This window comes from Nonomuraea fuscirosea (assembly GCF_035917475.1).
Lineage (GTDB): Bacteria > Actinomycetota > Actinomycetes > Streptosporangiales > Streptosporangiaceae > Nonomuraea > Nonomuraea fuscirosea.
On the sequence record NZ_CP109074.1, the window covers coordinates 2357923 to 2374826 of the forward strand.

The following is a 16904-nucleotide window of genomic DNA, read 5'->3' on the forward strand; positions in this document are numbered from 1 at the left end:
GCGGCGTCATGAGTCGCTGAGGTGGCGTCCGGCCGGTCGGGCGAGGTGACGGCCGGCCGGACGCGGGGAAGGTGTCCAGGCGAGGGGGAAGGGCCGGGGCGAGCGGGGAAGGGGTCCGGCATGGAGGTGCTGAGCAGTCGTGTGCTGTTGCGTCCCCGCGACCCGGCCCGCAGCCGCCGGTTCTACGCCGAGACGCTCGGCCTGGCCGTCTACCGCGAGTTCGGCCCGCCGGACCACCCCGGCGTGGTCTTCTTCCTGGGCCAGGGGCTGCTGGAGCTGTCGGGCAGCTCGCCGGACGGCGCCGGGCCCGGCGTGTCGCTGTGGATGCAGGTACGCGACGTCACCCGCGAGGAGGAACGCCTGCGGCGGGCCGGCGTCACCGTGCTGCGCGAGGCCCGTACCGAGCCTTGGGGGTTGATCGAGTTGTGGATCGCCGATCCCGACGGTCACCGTATCGTTCTGGTGCAGGTCCCGGCCGACCACCCGTTGCGGCGCGACGCCCGCTGACTCCGGGGCCGCGAGCACCACGAGGAGCACGCGCATGACCGCCTACCGGATTCTCGCCGTGGACGACGACCAGACCCTGCAGCGCGCGCTCTGGCGCGGCCTGCGCATGGAGGGCTTCGCCGTCGACACCGTCGACTCGGGGCCGCTCGCCCTGGACAGCGTCAGAGCCGCTCCTCCTGACGCGATCCTGCTGGACGTCACCATGCCCGGCATGTCGGGCATCGAGGTGTGTACCCGATTACGCGAGGCCGGGACGCACGCGCCGGTGCTGATCCTCGCCGAACGGGACGAGGTCGAGGAGCGGGCAGCCGGGCTGGCCGCCGGCGCCGACGACTGCGTGATCAAACCGTTCGACCTGTACGAGCTGGTTCTGCGCCTGCGCGCGCTGCTGCGCCACATCGCCCCCGCGCCCGCCGTCACCGTCGAGGTCGGCCCGCTGACCCTCGACCCCGCCGCCCGCCGGGTCACGCTGGAGGGCCGCGAGGTGCGGGTGACGCGGCGCGAGTTCGGCCTGCTGGAGGTGCTGGCGCGCAACGCCGGCCTGGCGATGTCCCGCAAACTGCTGCTCGAACGCGTCTGGGGCTACGACTTCGAGGTCACGGGCAGCCCGGTGGACGCGTTCGTCGGCGGGCTGCGGCGCAAGCTGGAGTCGGACGGTCACCCGCGCATGCTCCACTCCGCCGGCGGCGCCGGTTTCGTCCTGCGCGAGCCGCCCCGCTGACCGACGACGATCACCCGTCGTCCTCCAGCAGGTCCAGGTCGGGCGGCACCAGCGTGGTGGAGTCCACCAGCCCCCGCAGCAGGTTGTGCAGCAGGTTGTCCGACGGCCCGCCGGCCGTCCTGTCGTGCGTCAGCGGGTAGGGAAAGCCGCCCGCGTGCAGCCGCTTGCGTACGGCCTCGATCCGGTTCTCGATCCTGCGCTCCCGCCAGTCGGCGCCGGGCCGAAGGTAGGCCAGCTGCTCGGCCGCCTGCCGGTACGACAGGGGCCGCGGGCCCTCCTCGTACAGCAGGTAACGCTGGCCCAGCACGACCAGCAGCAGGCGTTCGTCGTCGTCGAGCGACCACCGCTTCGGCGGCAGCGTCTCGGCCCGGCGGCGCGGGGAGCGTTCCTCGTCGTGGCCGGAGACGTACAGCTCGACCAGGTGCTCGCGGTAGCTCGACCCGCGCACGAACACCGGCGTGTACCCCTCGGCCAGCGGCACGGCCTCGGTCGTGGCGTGCATCAGCCGCCCCTTGGGCAGCCGGAGCAGTTGCCGGCCGGTGTTGCGCAGCCACCACCGGCGCTCGCGGAAGGTCAGCTCGCCGTGCTTGCGGCTCACCCACAGATCGTCCTCACCGACGCAGACGTCCACGTCGGGCTCCTCGCCCCGGCCGAACCTGACGGTGAGACCGGCCCTGGGCGGCACCTCCACACCGCCGTGCACCGTACGCGCGTGCAGGGTGCCCGGCGGGGCCGGCGCGACGCCGCGCGCCAGGCTGTCAGGTGCGCTCATGTTCGCCCGCCTTCCTTCGTCGCTCCCTCAAGCCTGCCCGAACGCCTCCGGGACCCTTCCCTGAACGTCTCCCCGACCTTCGCCTTGCGAGCTCGCGGGGCCGGGCTCTTTCCCTGAACATCTCCCGGACCCTTCACCTCCCGAGCCCGTGGGGAGTCACGTGCGCGGCAGCCGGGTCGAGACGGCTCTGGCCAGGTCGGTGGCCATCGCGCAGAGCCGGGGCACCGGACGGGAGCCGTGCACCAGCAGGCGTACCGTCTCGGCGGCGGTGCGGCCGTGCGGGTCGGCGTAGGTGCGGTGGACGATCAGGACCAGGCAGGTCTCGTCGCCCTCGTCCTCCGGTTTGACGAAGGCGGGCCGGCCGTTGAGGCGGGTGGCCGTGCCGCCGGCCGCGTCCGGCTCGGGGCCCCGGTCGAAGCGCAGGTCGAGCCCGAGGTCGCTGGTGGTGCTTGCCCAGTCGCAGTCCCAGCCGCCGAAGCCGTGGTCGGGGTCGGCGGCGTCGACCCCGGGGATGATCTCGAGGTCCCGCGCGTGCAGCAGCGTGCAGGCGTCCAGGCCGGCCAGGGATTCCGGGGGCAGGGCGGGGGAGCGGCGGGGCATCGGGCCCCGGTTGAGTGCCTCGACGGCGTCCGCCGTGGCGACGTCGGCGATGGCGCACAGCGGCGCCTTGCCCTTGTCGTCCCGTTTCGCCGTGACGGTGATGGTGGTGTCGGTGACTCCGGAGAGCGCCAGCGAGCGTTCGCACGAGTCGCTGCCGCCCGGCTCTTTCACGACCGCGACGATGCCGGTCTTCGCGGTCGCGGCCGCCCGTTCCGGCGGGGGATCGAGGTTGAAGTCCACCCGGACGTCCACGACGCTGTCGCCGCCGGGCTCGATGAGGACGTCGCAGCGGTCGAAGTTGCCGTAGTCGGAGTCGAGCTCGGTGTCGCCGAAGCGGCCGAGGGAGGCGGGGTCGAGCAGAGCGCACGGGTCGGCGGTGCGGGGGTCGCCGATGACATTCCCGCCGGCAGGGCTCGTGCTGTGGAGGGGTTGCCGCGTGTCCCGTGTACGGGCCGCGGGGCTCGGGGGAGAGCCCGGGGTCCACGACCACCAGGCCCATGCCGCCACGGTGATCCCGGCGATCACCATCGCGAGCACGGCCGCCCTTCGCCGGTGCCGGCCGCGTCCGATCCGCTCGCGGCCGGTCGCGTGCGGGTGCGGGCTTCGTCCGAACCCGAGAGCCGGTGACCGGGACCGCGCCGGTTCGGCGCCGAGGGCGGGGAGCGGAGCCGCCGGGTCGGCCAGTTCCTCCAGCCGCCGCCGGGCCTCGTCCGCGTCCGGGCGGTCGCCGGGGCCGCGCCGGAGCATCTCGGCCAGTACGCCGGTCAGCGCCCCGGCGTCGGCGTCCATGAAGACGGCGCCCCTGGCCGCCTGACGCGCCGCGATGAGCGCCCCGGCGGGGTCGCGCGGCCTGCTGGACGGCTGATCAGACGGGTTGCCGGAGGGACTGCTGGGCGGATCATGGGGTGGGTTGCTGGAGGGGCTGCCGGCCTGCTCATCGGGTGGGTTGCCGGAGGGACTGCTGGGCGGCTCATCGGGCACGTCGCTGGGCGGGTCGGCGGGTGGTGTGGTGTCGCTCGGCGGGGCGCCGCGGCGGGGTGGGTGGCCGGTGGCCAGGGCGTACACCGTGGCGCCGAGGGAGAAGACGTCCGACTTCGGCTCCGGCCGCCCTCGCACCACCTCGGGCGCGGCGTAGTCGGGCGTGTAGCTGACGGCGCTGTTCGGGGTGATCGTCTCAGCGCCCCCCACCCGGTACGCGGCCCCGAAGTCGGCCACCTTGGCCGTGCCGTCACCGGTGACGACCACGTTGCCCGGCTTGATGTCGCAGTGGACGATGCCCTCCGCGTGCAGGGCCGCCAGCGCGCCCGCGATCTGGGCCCCGATCCGCGCCGCCACCCCCACCGGCAGCGGCCCCCGCCCCTCCAGGCTGCCGCCGGGCACGTGCTCCATCACCAGCCACAGCGCGAGCCCGCGCCGCCCGCCCGCGCGCACGGCGTGATGGAGGGTGACCACGTGGGGATGGCTGAACCTGGCCAGCGCCCGCGCCTCGGCCCACAGCCGGTCGAGGCCGGCCGCCTCCTCCACAGCAACCCGTTTGAGCGCGACGTCGCGGCCCAGCTCCAGATCCCGGGCGAGCCAGACCTCGCCGCCGAGTCCGCGGGCGAGGGGCCGCGTCAGCCGGTAACGTCCGTCCACGGTCGTGCCCCGGCGTGCCGTGAGCTTCCCCGCTCCGGACCGCCCCTGCATCAAGCGCACGAAAAGAGGCTAACGAGTGAGAGATCGATCACGCTGGGTTTTGCCGGGACCGGTCCCGGAGGGATCGCCGCACCATTGACCAGGGTTACCGATTTCCGTAATTCCTCATGACATTTCCGGACAGCAAGGAGGATCATGCCCGTCAAGATCAGCACCGCGCTCGCCGTGGCCGCGTCCCTCGTCCTCACCCCGGTCGCGGCCCACGCGACCGCGACCGCCGCCTCCGCGACAGCCAAGCCGAACCTCCGCGCCTGCTACGACGGCAAGTGCAAGCTCACCCTCACCAAGAGCGTCTCGTTCCGGGTCAGCTCCCGCTTCGGCATCACCAGGCTGGCCATCGCGTTCAACTCCAGCACGGTCAAGGTGCGCGGCACGGGGGCGTACGTGTCGTCGCAGGCGGTGCTCGGCCGCGGCTCCACCGGCTCGGTCAACGGCATCGGCGTGCGCATCCTGTCGCTGTCGGGCAGCAAGGCGGTGCTCCGTCTGTCGCCCGTGCGGTAACCACCTCCGCGCGAGGTCGTCCCGCCCGTACGGTGGTCACCCCCGCGCGAGGTCGTCCCGGACGAGCAGCAGCGCGATGTCGTCCGTGCGCCGCTCGACCCCGGCCTGCGCGATGAGCGAGTCGGCCAGCGCGTGCAGCGGGCGGCGCGGCGACGGCGTGAAGCCGGCGGCCAGGGCGGCGATGCAGTCGCCCAGGTCGAGGCCGGGCTCCTCGATGAGCCCGTCGGTGTAGAGGATCATGACGGAGTCCGGCGGCATCGGCACGTCCGCGGTGACGTACTCGGCGTCCGGGTCGATGCCGAGCAGCAGCCCGGGCGAGGTCTCGACGACCTGCCCGGGGACGCCGGGGCGGCCCAGCACGGGTGGCGGGTGGCCCGCGCTGGCCAGGCACGCCGTGTGCCGGTCCAGGTCGAAGGCGACGTACAGGCAGCTGGTGAAGCGGTCGGGGGCCAGCTCGGTGAGCAGCCTGTTGGTGTGCGCGAGCACCTCGCCGGGGCTGGCGCCGGCGGTCGCGTGGGCGCGGACGGCGGTGCGCACCTGTCCCATGAGGGCCGCCGCGGTCACGTCGTGGCCCTGCACGTCGCCGATGACGGCGGCGACCTTGGTGTCGCTGAGGCGGACCAGGTCGTAGAAGTCGCCGCCGATGTCCATGCCGGGGGTGGCGGGCACGTACCTGGCCGCCACGTCCAGGCCGGGCAGGCGGGGCAGCGTGCGCGGCAGCAGGCTCGACTGCAGGCACTGCGCGAGCTGGTGCTTGACGTCGTAGAGGCGGGCACGTTCGAACGCCTGGGCGATCAGCCCGGCGAGGGCGGTGAGCGAGGCCCGCTCGTCGATGCTGAACTCGTGCGGCCGGTCGTAGGCCAGGACGCACGTGCCGATGGGCCGGCTCGACGTGATCAGCGGCAGGAACGCCCACGCGCCCATGTCGTCGGAGCGGACGGCGTCGGGGTAGGTCTCGCGCAGCTCCTCCCAGCTGCGGAAGAACGCCGGCGTCAGCGTGTCCCCGTGGGCCGGCGGGATCGCGCGGCGCTCGTCGAACTCCTCGACCGCGCGCCGGCTGTAACCGCGCGAGGCGACCACCCGCAGCCGTCCGCCCTTGCCGGTGAGGATGGCCAGGGCCTGGATGTCGTAGACGGGCATGATGTGGTCGGCGACCTGGTCGATCACCTCCTGGGCGGTCATCGCCCGGGCGAGGGAGGTGGCCAGCCGCAGGATGTCGTGCACGGCGATCATCCGGGGCGGGGGCACGCCCTCCGCGGGTGCGAACTCGGAGCCGCCCGACACCGCGGCCGGAGTGATGCGTACGGTGAGGCCGGACAGCCCTGGACACAGCTCGAACGTCAGCCGCCGCCCTTCCGGGTCGCGGGCGACGAAGCGGGTGGTCCGGCGGCCCACGACCGCGGCGCGGTAGCGGTCCTCGTACGCGGGATCGCCCAGCCACGGCAGCACCTCCCACAGCCGTTTGCCGACCACGTCGGACGGGCGCAGGTCGAGCAGGTCGGAGGCCTGCGCGCTGATCAGGGTCACACAGCCGTCCACGTCCAGCCCGCAGAACCCCTCGGGCAGCCGGTTGACCAGCTCCAGCGCGACCAGGTCGGCCCTCGGGTCCGCCTCCAGGGCGGGGCGCGGCCCGAGGACCCGCGGCTGGGCCCCGGCGGTGATGGGCCGGCCGCGTTCCGCCGCCCGCTTGATCAGCTCGCCGAGCCGGGCGCAGGTGTCGCTGATGACGGCGATCTGGCCGGGATCGAGCTCGGTGACCCGGCCGGCCGGCCAGAGCAGGAAGAACCCGCCGACGACGGTGTCGCCGGCGCAGACCGGAGCCAGGGCCGCCGCGAACTGATACGGAAGCGACAGCGCCACGCCGGGGAACTCGCGGGCCAGGTGCTCGCGGCCGGTGATCCAGATGAAGCGCTGCTCCCGGACCGCGACGGAGATCGGCATCGCCTCGGTCATCCTGATCCGGGCGAACGACCGCGCGATCGGGCTGGGCAGGCCGACCTCGGTGACCATGCGCAGCAGGTTGCCGCTCCTGTCGAGGACGTAGACGGCGCCGACGTGGGCGCCGGTGCCGGTGACGGAGCCGATCAGCAACTCGTCGAGGCGGGACGAGTCGCTCGCCGCGCCGTGGGCCGCAACCTCGCTCGCCGGCACCGTCTCACCAGTCCCCGCTCACGCGGCAGGCGCCGGACGGTCCCCTCAAACCCCCCATACGGGCAGAATACACGCATAAGGCACATGCGGCCGATCATGTGGCCCCGGAGACCTCGCCGGAGAGCGGGGCAGGCCGAGCGCCCGGCCGAAGAGCTGGTGCATGTGCGCGCGGAAGCGTCCCAGCTGGGCGGGATCGTCGATGCCGATCCTGATCCCGCGGCCGTCGAGCACCCCGCTGAGCACGAAGCCGTGCACACACCAGATCATCGTGTACGTGAGGTGCAGCGGGTCCGCCCGCACCGGCTCGGCCAGCCTGGTCACGCTGTTCACGATGAACCGCGTCAGCGGCTGGGCGTCCCTCGCCTCCACCTCGGAGATGTCGCTGGCGTCCGACAACCAGCGGTGCATCCACAGCGCCGGAATCTCGGGATGGGCCACGCACATGTCGATGTAGGCGTCGATGAACCGGTGCAACGCCTCTCCCCGGCCCTCGGGCGGCGCGGCCGCCAGTTCGTCCGTCCGCGCCCGGAGGGCCGTCGTGACCAGTTCGCGGACCTGCTCCATGACCTCCAGATAGAGCTGCTGCTTGCTGGCGAAGCACGCGTTGACGTCCGCCGGGTCCACTCCGGCGGCGTCGGCGATCTGCTCGACGGAGGTGTTGTCATAGCCGAGCGCGGAGTAGAGCCTGGTGGCCACCCGCAGGATCAGCTGCCGCTCACCGCCTTCTGGAGGAGAGTCCATGGACGCGACCCTAAGCGGGGTGCGCCGCCGAACCTATGACTTGATCGACAAGCACGGGTAAAAAGCGAGCGGCACCCGTTCGGTATCGTGCCGGAAACCGATGGAGGAGCCGCCGCACATGACCTCGAACGGGCACTGGGTGACGACCTGGACGGCGATGCCGCAGCTCACCGAGCCCGGCAACATGCCGCCGCCACCGTACGCCAAGGAGGACCTGGTCCTGGCGGACACGACCCTGCGCCAGACCGTACGGGTCTCGGCGGGCGGCCCGCGCTTCCGGCTGCGCCTGTCCAACGCCTTCGGCGGTGCGCCCCTGCCCCTCACCCGCGTGGCGGTGGCGCTGCCCCTCGACGGGGCGTCGGGCGTGAACGGCATCCGGCCGGGCTCCTCCCACCCGGTCACCTTCTCCGGCCGCGCGTCCGCCGTCGTCCCGATGGGCGCCCACGTCGTGTCCGACCCGGTGGCGGCCGACCTGGCGCCGGGATCCGTCCTCACCGTCACCGTCCACCTGGCAGAAGGTCAGCGCTCCTCGGCCCTGACCTCCCACCCCGGATCGCGCACCACCTCCCACCTGGCCACCGGCGACCACGTGGACGCCGCCTTCCTGCCCGCCGCCACCGCCGTCGACCACTGGTACCTGATCAGCGGCGTCGAGACGTGGGCCGGCCCAGGCACGGCCACGGTCGTCCTGCTCGGCGACTCGCTGACCGACGGCAGAGGCTCCACCACCAACGGCGACGACCGCTGGCCCGACCGGCTCTCCGCCCGCCTCGGGCCGGACGTGGCCGTGGCGAACCAGGCGGCGGGCGGCAACCGCGTGCTCGACGACGGCCTCGGCCCCAGCGCCCTGGCCCGCCTGGACCGGGACGTGCTGGCCCAGAGCGGGGCCCGCCGGCTGGTGGTCTTCGAGGGCGTCAACGACCTCGGCACCGCGGAACCCACCGCCGCCGCCCAGGCCGGGACGGCCGCGGACCTGATCGCCGCCTTCGACCAGATCGTCCTGCGCGCCCACGCGTGCGGCCTGCTGGTCTACGGGGCCACGCTCACGCCCTTCGGCGGCCACGACCCCTACGACGACCCGCTCGGCCACCGGGAGGCGGCCCGTCAGACGGTCAACGCGTGGATCCGCACGTCGGGGCGCTTCGACGCGGTGATCGACTTCGACCGCGCGGTCCGCGACCCGGCCCGTCATGAACGGCTCGCCGCGGCGTACGACGGGGGCGACCACCTGCACCTGAACCCCGCCGGCTACCAGGCCCTCGCCGACGCCGTCCCGGACGCCTTGTTCCGCTGATCCGCAACCGCCCGTACATAACGATTAGCTGTGAGTCTTTACCCCCGATGTGCCCCTGTCGGTCCCGCCATGGAACGCTACGAGCGGCATGTTCAGCGTTGGGATCAGGTGAGAATCGGGTGGCACGGACAACCGGGGGATCGTGGTGGCGGCGGTTTGGCAGGGCCACCGCCTGTGCGGCCGGGGCGAGCGCCCTGGCCGTCGTCGTGGCGAGCTGCGGCGCGACAGGTCAGGCGGAGCAGGGGGCCCCGCCGCCGGCGACGGAGAGCGCCGACGCGCCCGAGACGGAGAGCGCGAGCCCGGCGGCCAAGGCGCCGTCGGTGGAGGAGGGCTGGCCCCGCTGGGGCTTCACCCACACGGGCACCAGCGCCAACAACGTCACGCGTGAGTTCGAGCAGGCCGTCGCGGGCGCCCTCGCCGGTACGCCGATGCTGCAGAACCAGCACATCATGGGCTTCGGCGCGCTCAACCCCGAGCCGTATCCCGGTCAGTACTACTGGGAGGACCTCGACAGCCGGATCAGCGTCATGCGGCAGTCGCGGGCCACCCCGGTCATCACGCTCTGCTGCGCGCCCGACTGGATGAAGGGCGGCCCTGAAGGCCCCACGGAGGAGTCGGCCTGGGGCGAGCACCTGGAGGACGCCCCCTACCCCGAGCACTTCGACGACTTCGCCAAGCTCTCGGCCGCGGTCGCCACCCGGTACAAGGACGTCAAGTACTTCATGGTGTGGAACGAGTTCAAGGGCTTCTGGAAGGACCACGCCAAGCCCGCGGACTACAAGGGCTACACCCAGATGTACAACAAGGTCTACGACGCGGTGAAGGCCGCCCGTCCCGACGCGCAGGTCGGCGGCCCGTACATCGGCTTCGACAGCAACAACGGCGGCGACTCCGAGCTGCGCGGCGACTGGGGCGTGGTCAACCAGAACGTCCTCGACGCCTTCGACTACTGGTACGAGCACAAGAAGGGCGCCGACTTCATCGTGGTCGACGGCGCCTCGGTCACCGACGCGCACGAGCTGCTGCCCGACGAGTTCGGGGCGCTGAGCAAGTTCAGCGCGGTCACCAAGTGGCTGCGCGAGAAGACCGACGACCTGCCGGTCTGGTGGTCGGAGTGGTACTTCGTGCCCGAGGACGGCACCAGCTGGGACGAGCCCAAGCGGCTGGCCGTGCAGGCGGCGTCCATGATGGAGTTCGCCCGCAGCGGCGCCGCCACCGCGCTCTACTGGAACCCGCAGGCCAAGCAGGGCCCGTGCCAGGGCTGCATGTGGGAGCCGCGCGGCGGCGCGCTGACGCCGACCGGCCGGCTCATGACCGGCTTCGCCAAGTGGTTCCCGGCCGGGGCGCGGATCGAATCCGTGGACTCCTCCGACCCCGCGGTCAGGGTGCTGGCCCAGCCGGAGCAGCTGCTGCTGGTCAACACGACCGGCAAGGCGGTCAGCACGACCGTGGACGGCAAGGAGTTCGCGCTCAAGGCGTACGAGATCAAGTGGAGCGGCCGCTGACCTGTCGGGGAGGGCCGGAACTCCGGCCTCATGCCGATCGTTGACGCGGCGGCAGACAAACGATCTTCGACAGGGAGTACAGAGCCTTGGTCTTCAAAAGGATGCTGGGCGCGTTCGGCGTCGGCGCGCCCTCGGTGGACACCGTGCTGTCCACGCCGCGGACCCAGCCGGGCGGCACGCTGGAGGGTGAGGTCCGGCTCAAGGGCGGTGACTTCGACGCCGAGATCGAGCACGTCACCCTCGGCCTGGTGGCCAGGGTCGAGATCGAGCACGGCGACGGCGAGGCGGCCGGGCTCGGCGAGTTCTCCCGCGCCCAGGTGTCCGGACCCTTCACGCTGCGCAAGGGCGAGGACCGCGTGATCGGCTTCAGCCTGCCGGTCCCGTGGGAGGCGCCGATCAGCGAGATCGGCGGGCAGCCGCTCACCGGCATGGCGGTCGGCGTGCGCACCGAGCTGGCCATCGCCAAGGCCGTCGACAAGGGCGACCTCGACATGGTGGCGGTCGAGCCGCTGCCGTCGCAGCTGCGCATCCTGGAGGCGTTCCTCGGGCTCGGCTTCGCCTTCAAGTCGGCCGACCTGGAGGCGGGGCGGCTGTACGGGGTGCACCAGGAGCTGCCGTTCTACCAGGAGATCGAGTTCTACCCGTCAGGGCAGTACGCGGGCGTCGTCGGCGAGGTCGAGGTGTCCTTCGTGGCGAACCCGGCCGGTCTTGACGTCGTCCTGGAGGCCGACAAGCGCAGCGGGCGCTACTCGTCCAGCGACGCCGTCGGCCGCTTCCACGTCAGTCATGAGGACGCCCTGAGCACGGACTGGGCCGGCGAGCTCGGCCGCTGGCTCGACGGCCTCTCCCAGTACGGCCACCCGGGTTCCTCGTACGGCCACCACGGTCACCACGACCACGATCACGGGCACCACGACCATGGGCACCACGGCCACCACGGCGGTCCCGGCCTCGGCATGGTGGCCGCCGCCGGCGCGGCCGGGGTGGTCGGCGGGCTCGTCGCCGGTGAGGTCGTCGAGGAGGTCGTGGAGGAGTTCTTCGAGGGGGACGAAGAGGGCGGCGACTGGTGACGGAGGGGTGCCCGGCGACGTCCGCGTCACCTGACCGGCCCGCCACGCGCCCCTGACCGCGCGGTACCGATCACGGGCGGCGGCCCCACCCAGCCCGGTGGCCGCCGCCCGTGGCCGGGATCACTCGCGGCGCTTGACGTACATTCCCGCCGTCAGCGAGACCCCCAGCGCGGCGAGCGCTATCTGGATGACCAGCTCGATCCAGTCGACGCCTCCCGTGTCGGCCACGCCCAGCCCGGCGGCGATCGCGGTGCCGATCAGGGCGGCGACCACGCCGATCACGATGGTGAGCCAGATCGGGATGCGCTGGCGGCCGGGAACGACGAGCCGTCCCAGGACGCCGATCACGATGCCGACGATGAGGCCGGAGATGATTCCGGTGATTTCCATGCTGCGCCTCCGAAGAAGGCCGGCGATCTCCCGTCACCGCGTCAACGTACGACCGGTCCTCAGAGTTTCCCGCCGTGTTCCCCGCCGTCCGCGGGGAGTCGTCGCGCGGCCACGCCGGCCCAGCCGAGGCCGAGCGCCGTGACCATGAGGACGCCCCCGGCCCCCAGCCCGGCCGCGACCAGCCCCGCCGCCCCCGGCAGCAGGATCTGCCCGGTCCGGTTGCCGACCAGCCGCAGCGACATCGCCCGCCCGCGCAGGCCGGGCGGCGCCGACTCGGCCAGCCACGACATGGTCAGCGGCTGCCCCACGCCGAGCCCGAAGCCCAGCACGAGCAGGACGCCCAGCAGCAGCCACAGCGGCATCGGCAGGGGAGTGAGCAGCATGGCCACCGCCGCCGCGACCGTGCTGGTGACCAGGAGCCTGCGCCGCCCGGCGGCCTGGGACAGGCGGCCGAGGAAGAACCGGGAGGCCATGGAGGCCAGGCCGCGGACGGTCAGCAGCAGGCCGATCGTGCCGGCGGTGAGCCCCTGCTCGGTGCCCAGGGCCGGCAGGTAGACGAGCGTGATGTCCACGGCGGCCAGCACGACGCAGCTCGTGATCAGGGCGTACGCGAGCCCTGGGCGGCGCAGCAGGGAGCGCACGCCGCCGCCGTCGTCCCGGTCCCCGGCCTCCGGGCGCGGGCTGCGGGCCAGCAGCGCCGACAGCACGACGAGCAGCACGGCCAGGCCGCAGGACCACAGGAAGATGGCGCCGGTGTCGGGGATGGCCTGCTCGCCGCCGAACACCGAGATCAGCACCGGCCCGGCCGCCTGGCCCAGCGAGGCGGCGAACGTGTAGCGGCCGAACGCGGCGTCGTGGCCGCCGCTGCGGGTGGTGTTGGCCACCAGCGCCTGCTGGGCGATGACGCAGCCGAGGTGGCCGGTCCCGAGCAGGATCCCGGCCGCGACCAGGCCGGCCACGGTGTCCCCGAGCGTCAGGAACGCGATCCCCGCCGCGACCAGGGTCAGCGCCCCGGCCACCGCCATGCGCCGCTCGCCGTACCGGTCGGCCGCGTGCCCGGCAGGCAGGGCCAGCAGCAGCGGGGCGATGGCGAAGCTGGCGCCGAGCACGCCCAGCCACGCCGACGGCACGTCCAGCTCGATCGCCCGGTACGCCATCGTCGGCCGCAGCACGAACGTGACCACCTGCGTGGTCACCGCGTGGGCCAGCAGCACGCCGAGCGCCCGCCGCGACGGCTCAGACATCGGGCAGCCGGTTCCGCCTCGTTATAACGCACAGCACGTACATGACCATATAGGTCGATATTTTGGGGGAAGGTGTGGCCCTCGGTCTTATAGCGTCAGAAGTGTCCTTGCAGCGGGCGGCGCTCGGCGCCGCGCTGTCTGCAATCGGGTTGTAAGTCCGGAGAAAGTGGCCGCAATAAGTTGACTCACTGCCCGATCCAGTCAACCCCCGAGGAGCCGACGTAACCAGCATGACCGTGTGGAGTGAGCTGCGCATGACCGCCACTCCTCAGCTGTCCGTCTCGATCTCTCCGCACCTCACGGCCGTGGCCATGATCAGCGACGCCCTCGCGGGCCGCCACCGCGGCCTGCCGGACCTCTGGCGCCAGGCGCTCAGGTCCCGCGTCGGCCGGCCAGGACACCAGGCGGTACGCCCGCTCGCCGCCCCCGGATACTCCGTCGTCCCCGACTGCATCGTCCCCAGCACCCCCGCGAGCGGAGACGTCCCCGTGCAGGCCGCCGCCCTGCGCGAACTGCCGCCCGACCGCCTGATCACCGACCTGGAGCAGGCGTTCAGCGACGGGCCGCTGCCCGCGCACTGGCGCTCCGCCGCCGAACACCCCGGGGCCTGGCTGCACGGCTACGCCAGCGCCCTGTCCGAGGTCTGGAACACCGTCGAACCCCTCTGGCAGCGCGCCCGCCCCCTCCTCGACAGGGAGGTCGGCCGGGTCGGCCTGGCCGCCGTCCGTGGCGGTGTCGAGCCGCTGCTGGGCTCGCTGAACCACCGCATCGCGTACGGCGAGCGCGGCCTGCTCATCTCCGACGTCGAGTCCAGCCGCTTCGACCTCGGCAACAGGAAGATCGTCCTGGTGCCGATGCTGGCCGGCAAGGACGCCGTCATCGTCAGCCTGGACCACGAGGAGGCCGTGTGGATCGCGTACCCGGTGCCCGGCGCGGAGAGCATGTGGCGCCGGCCCGCGGCCCCGCTGCGCGACGAGCTGTCGGCGCTGATGGGCCCGGTACGCGCGGACCTGCTGTGCAAGATCGGCCGGCCGATGACGATGAGCATGCTGGCGATGGATCTGCAGGTCGCGCCCAGCAGCATCACCTACCACTGTGACCGGCTGCGCGCCGCGCGGCTCATCACCAGGGAGCGGCGCGGCCGGGAGGTGTGGGTGGGGCGCACCCGCCGCGCGGAGGAGCTGCTGGAGCTGTTCCACCGCGGCTGACCCGCGAGAAGGGGTCACCGAAGGGCTGTTCGGCACGCCGGTCAAGCCGGCGACCGAACAGCCCTTCGGATCACTTCGACGAACGTGAGCAGTTCCCGGTCAGAACGTCACCAGCGGATCGCCGATGAAGTCGGCGATGAAGTTGACGAAGAAGAACCCGAAGAACAGGAAGTTGAGGACGAGGATGACGTAGTGCCAGGGCCGCGGGCGCGCCGGGCGCGGCAGCTTGCTGTTGAGGTACATCAGCAGGAACGGATACACCAGCGCGCCGAGGTTCGACATGTTCGCCGACCACTCCACGAGCCCCACGGGCAGCGACTGGAAGATGACGATCGAGATGATCACCAGCAGCAGGAGCATGAACGGGTAGTAGAAGCGCCGCGGGTCGCCCTCGATCAGCCGGCGCAGACGCGGGCTCGTCGCGTTGGCCGCGTCGGTGGTCACCCGCACCATCGCCTCGAAGATGCCGAGCTGGGTGGAGAACAGGATCAGCACGCCCACCAGGAGCGAGATGTAGAAGACCACCTGCCCGTACTGGTCGCCCAGCGCGGTGGCCACGAACGTGGGCACGTTCGCCCGGGTCGGCTTCTCGCCCGACATCGCGACCGCCTGCGACATGAGCAGGGTGGGCAGCAGCATGCCGAGGATGGCGCCGACGAAGAACACGCCCCACATGTCCACCATGAGCAGCCGGTACCAGCGCCGCCACAGGCCCCGGTTGCGGTCGTCGTCGGGGAAGGTGACGCCGCTGGCCAGGATCGGCTTGCGGTCGCCGCGCAGGCCGGAGATGTAGCCGACCCGGTAGCCCATGCCGTAGCCCTTGTCCCGGTAGTGGCCCATGACGTACCAGTTCAGGCCCGAGGCCAGGGCGGTGAAGCCGGCGAGGCCGCCGAGCTGGGTGGCGGTGATCCCGGCGGGCGGGGCGGCCGGGGTGAGGAACCCGCGGATGCCCTCCCACCACTGGCTGAACGGCACCACGAGCAGGTCGACCGCGAGCAGGGCGATCAGGATGGTGCCGACCATGATCCAGTTGGCCAGCTCCAGCGCGCGGCTGATCCGGCGGGCGGCGGCGGTGATGAGGAACACCAGCACGAGCAGGCCGATGGCGTACAGCCGCGGCTCGGCGTCGTCCGCTCCCGGGGCGACGCCGTGGATCAGCGCGAACACGCCCTGTCCCGCCGACGCGGCCCACCCGCCCGCGATGAAGGCGAAGATCACGATGAGCACCGACAGGGGCACCCACAGGGGCCAGCCCGGCGGCACCCGTCCCCACCCGACCACCGGCGTCTCGCCGGTCGCGAGGACGTAGCGCGAGCACTCGACGTTGTAGAACGTCTGCAGCAGGGCCGACACCACGATGACCCAGCCGACGCCGACGAATCCGTACTGCCCCACGCTGAGGGGGCCGAGCAGCCACTCGCCGCTGCCGATCGAGATGCCCAGCGCGATCAGGCTCGGACCGACGGCGTACTTGAACAGTTCCTTGATGCCGAGCCGGGGGACTTTGAAGACCTCTTCGGGGGTCGGCAGATCGGTGACTTCGAGGTCGGGACGGCTGACTCCGAGTGGGTGCGACATGTCAGTGCCTCCTGCCGTTCAGGGTGATCCCGAAGGGCGGTCATCACAAGACCCAATTGCCCGGTGTCGCGGCTTCTCGGGCCTGCTCGGGATCGGCTCAGACAGGTGGTCAACGTGACGAGTTGTCCACGCGTGGCGTTACGCGACCTAACAGGATTGACTACGTAGAGTGAGGAAGCGTTGCCACAGGGTAACTACAGGGGGAGATCATGAAAGGTAAGTTCATAGCGGCAGGTGGCGCGTTCGTCACCGCCGCCGCGCTCATCGGCATGGCCACGCCGGCCAGTGCGCAGCCGGTCGTCTGCGACCTGAGCGTGGCCGATGCGCATCACTCGCTGCGCATCGACGCATGGGGCGTCTACGCGGGCCGCCGCGACGCCTCGGCCTGCAGCAGCAAGCAGGAAGAGGTCAAGCACGAGGCCGTCGAGCACGACGCCGCGAAGCCCGAGGTCGACCAGTACGAGGACGTCGCGTACGAGGACGCGGAGACCGACGAGGCGCAGCACGAGAACGTTCGGCACGAGGAAGCGCACGAGGACACGCACGAGGACGTCACTCACGAGGACGCCCGCTACGACGAAGAGGCCGGTGACTGGCAGGACAACGGCTCCTGGAACCGTGACCAGTGGAACCAGGGCGACTGGCGCCACAACGATCACTGGGACGGGGACCGCAGTCACTGGGACGGGGACCGCAGTCACTGGGACGGGGACCGCGGTCACTGGGACGGCGGCTGGGACGGCCGCTGGAACGGCGGCTGGGACCGTGGCCACGGCCACGACCACGGCTGGGACCTGCGCGGTGTCTGGGCCCCGCGCGGCTGGCAGGGCTACGGCTGGCCCGGCTGGTACGCCCGCTTCTAACACCGGACCCAAGGCCGGTCAGAGCCGGTTGTGAAGGTCATTCCGGTTCGGTCCCGGGACACTG

At 72.2% G+C, this 16904-nt stretch carries 15 protein-coding genes; 8 read left to right on the forward strand and 7 right to left on the reverse strand.

Annotation, left to right across the window (positions count from 1 at the left end; genetic code table 11):
* Positions 1 to 120: 120 nt before the first annotated feature.
* Entirely contained in the window at positions 121 to 507 is a 387-nt protein-coding gene (locus OIE67_RS10580; protein WP_326639031.1) for a VOC family protein, read from the forward strand.
* Positions 508 to 541: 34 nt separating this feature from the next.
* A complete protein-coding gene (locus tag OIE67_RS10585; protein ID WP_326639032.1) occupies positions 542 to 1228 on the forward strand; it encodes a response regulator transcription factor in 687 nt (228 codons plus the stop codon).
* 10 nt (positions 1229 to 1238) lie between these two features.
* Here OIE67_RS10585 and OIE67_RS10590 read toward each other — a convergent pair whose 3' ends face one another.
* Positions 1239 to 2000 (reverse strand): FHA domain-containing protein, encoded by a 762-nt coding sequence (locus OIE67_RS10590; RefSeq protein WP_326639034.1) that lies wholly within the window; start codon positions 1998 to 2000, stop codon positions 1239 to 1241.
* A 156-nt stretch (positions 2001 to 2156) separates the two neighbouring features.
* Entirely contained in the window at positions 2157 to 4286 is a 2130-nt protein-coding gene (locus OIE67_RS10595) for a serine/threonine-protein kinase (protein WP_326645303.1), read from the reverse strand.
* 144 nt (positions 4287 to 4430) lie between these two features.
* Here OIE67_RS10595 and OIE67_RS10600 point away from each other — a divergent pair, with 144 nt between their 5' ends.
* Entirely contained in the window at positions 4431 to 4796 is a 366-nt protein-coding gene (locus OIE67_RS10600; RefSeq protein WP_326639037.1) for a hypothetical protein, read from the forward strand.
* A gap of 36 nt (positions 4797 to 4832) precedes the next feature.
* Here OIE67_RS10600 and OIE67_RS10605 read toward each other — a convergent pair whose 3' ends face one another.
* On the reverse strand, positions 4833 to 6947 hold the full coding sequence (locus OIE67_RS10605; protein ID WP_326639039.1) for a SpoIIE family protein phosphatase: 2115 nt from the start codon (positions 6945 to 6947) through the stop codon (positions 4833 to 4835).
* 45 nt (positions 6948 to 6992) lie between these two features.
* Complete coding sequence (locus OIE67_RS10610) at positions 6993 to 7688, reverse strand: TetR/AcrR family transcriptional regulator (RefSeq protein ID WP_326639041.1); 696 nt, start codon at positions 7686 to 7688, stop codon at positions 6993 to 6995.
* Positions 7689 to 7806: 118 nt separating this feature from the next.
* Here OIE67_RS10610 and OIE67_RS10615 point away from each other — a divergent pair, with 118 nt between their 5' ends.
* The 3 genes from OIE67_RS10615 (at position 7807) to OIE67_RS10625 (ending at position 11557) form a co-directional block, all read left to right on the forward strand.
* Positions 7807 to 8982: an SGNH/GDSL hydrolase family protein gene (locus OIE67_RS10615; protein ID WP_326639043.1), complete on the forward strand. Its 1176-nt coding sequence runs from the start codon at positions 7807 to 7809 to the stop codon at positions 8980 to 8982.
* Positions 8983 to 9101: 119 nt separating this feature from the next.
* Complete coding sequence (locus OIE67_RS10620; RefSeq protein WP_326639045.1) at positions 9102 to 10487, forward strand: GH39 family glycosyl hydrolase; 1386 nt, start codon at positions 9102 to 9104, stop codon at positions 10485 to 10487.
* An 86-nt stretch (positions 10488 to 10573) separates the two neighbouring features.
* Complete coding sequence (locus OIE67_RS10625; protein ID WP_326639047.1) at positions 10574 to 11557, forward strand: sporulation protein; 984 nt, start codon at positions 10574 to 10576, stop codon at positions 11555 to 11557.
* Positions 11558 to 11677: 120 nt separating this feature from the next.
* Here OIE67_RS10625 and OIE67_RS10630 read toward each other — a convergent pair whose 3' ends face one another.
* Together OIE67_RS10630 and OIE67_RS10635 are read right to left on the reverse strand one after the other, a co-directional pair.
* Positions 11678 to 11947 carry a GlsB/YeaQ/YmgE family stress response membrane protein gene (locus OIE67_RS10630; protein ID WP_106249683.1) on the reverse strand — a complete coding sequence of 90 codons (270 nt, stop codon included), beginning with the start codon at positions 11945 to 11947 and terminating at the stop codon, positions 11678 to 11680.
* 59 nt (positions 11948 to 12006) lie between these two features.
* On the reverse strand, positions 12007 to 13191 hold the full coding sequence (locus tag OIE67_RS10635; protein WP_326639048.1) for an MFS transporter: 1185 nt from the start codon (positions 13189 to 13191) through the stop codon (positions 12007 to 12009).
* A gap of 230 nt (positions 13192 to 13421) precedes the next feature.
* Between OIE67_RS10635 and OIE67_RS10640 the strand changes: the two genes are divergently transcribed.
* Positions 13422 to 14399, forward strand: a complete 978-nt coding sequence (locus OIE67_RS10640; RefSeq protein ID WP_326639049.1) for an ArsR/SmtB family transcription factor — start codon at positions 13422 to 13424, stop codon at positions 14397 to 14399.
* A gap of 99 nt (positions 14400 to 14498) precedes the next feature.
* Here the strand turns inward: OIE67_RS10640 and OIE67_RS10645 are convergent, their stop codons facing one another.
* Positions 14499 to 15977 carry an Nramp family divalent metal transporter gene (locus tag OIE67_RS10645; protein WP_326639050.1) on the reverse strand — a complete coding sequence of 493 codons (1479 nt, stop codon included), beginning with the start codon at positions 15975 to 15977 and terminating at the stop codon, positions 14499 to 14501.
* Between the two features lie 209 nt (positions 15978 to 16186).
* On the opposite strand from OIE67_RS10645, the gene OIE67_RS10650 reads away from it, so the two are divergent.
* Positions 16187 to 16840, forward strand: coding sequence for a hypothetical protein (locus OIE67_RS10650; RefSeq protein ID WP_326639051.1), 654 nt, complete (start codon positions 16187 to 16189; stop codon positions 16838 to 16840).
* Positions 16841 to 16904: the final 64 nt, after the last annotated feature.

What these genes read in the sequence shown, in the direction of transcription:
- OIE67_RS10615 (WP_326639043.1), top strand. Translation starts at nt 7,807, where the DNA reads ATGACCTCGAACGGGCACTGGGTGACGACCTGGACGGCGATGCCGCAG.
- OIE67_RS10585 (WP_326639032.1), top strand. Translation starts at nt 542, where the DNA reads ATGACCGCCTACCGGATTCTCGCCGTGGACGACGACCAGACCCTGCAG.
- OIE67_RS10635 (WP_326639048.1), bottom strand. Translation starts at nt 13,191, where the DNA reads ATGTCTGAGCCGTCGCGGCGGGCGCTCGGCGTGCTGCTGGCCCACGCG.
- OIE67_RS10640 (WP_326639049.1), top strand. Translation starts at nt 13,422, where the DNA reads ATGACCGTGTGGAGTGAGCTGCGCATGACCGCCACTCCTCAGCTGTCC.
- OIE67_RS10580 (WP_326639031.1), top strand. Translation starts at nt 121, where the DNA reads ATGGAGGTGCTGAGCAGTCGTGTGCTGTTGCGTCCCCGCGACCCGGCC.
- OIE67_RS10610 (WP_326639041.1), bottom strand. Translation starts at nt 7,688, where the DNA reads ATGGACTCTCCTCCAGAAGGCGGTGAGCGGCAGCTGATCCTGCGGGTG.
- OIE67_RS10645 (WP_326639050.1), bottom strand. Translation starts at nt 15,977, where the DNA reads ATGTCGCACCCACTCGGAGTCAGCCGTCCCGACCTCGAAGTCACCGAT.
- OIE67_RS10650 (WP_326639051.1), top strand. Translation starts at nt 16,187, where the DNA reads ATGAAAGGTAAGTTCATAGCGGCAGGTGGCGCGTTCGTCACCGCCGCC.
- OIE67_RS10590 (WP_326639034.1), bottom strand. Translation starts at nt 2,000, where the DNA reads ATGAGCGCACCTGACAGCCTGGCGCGCGGCGTCGCGCCGGCCCCGCCG.
- OIE67_RS10595 (WP_326645303.1), bottom strand. Translation starts at nt 4,286, where the DNA reads ATGCAGGGGCGGTCCGGAGCGGGGAAGCTCACGGCACGCCGGGGCACG.
- OIE67_RS10630 (WP_106249683.1), bottom strand. Translation starts at nt 11,947, where the DNA reads ATGGAAATCACCGGAATCATCTCCGGCCTCATCGTCGGCATCGTGATC.
- OIE67_RS10600 (WP_326639037.1), top strand. Translation starts at nt 4,431, where the DNA reads ATGCCCGTCAAGATCAGCACCGCGCTCGCCGTGGCCGCGTCCCTCGTC.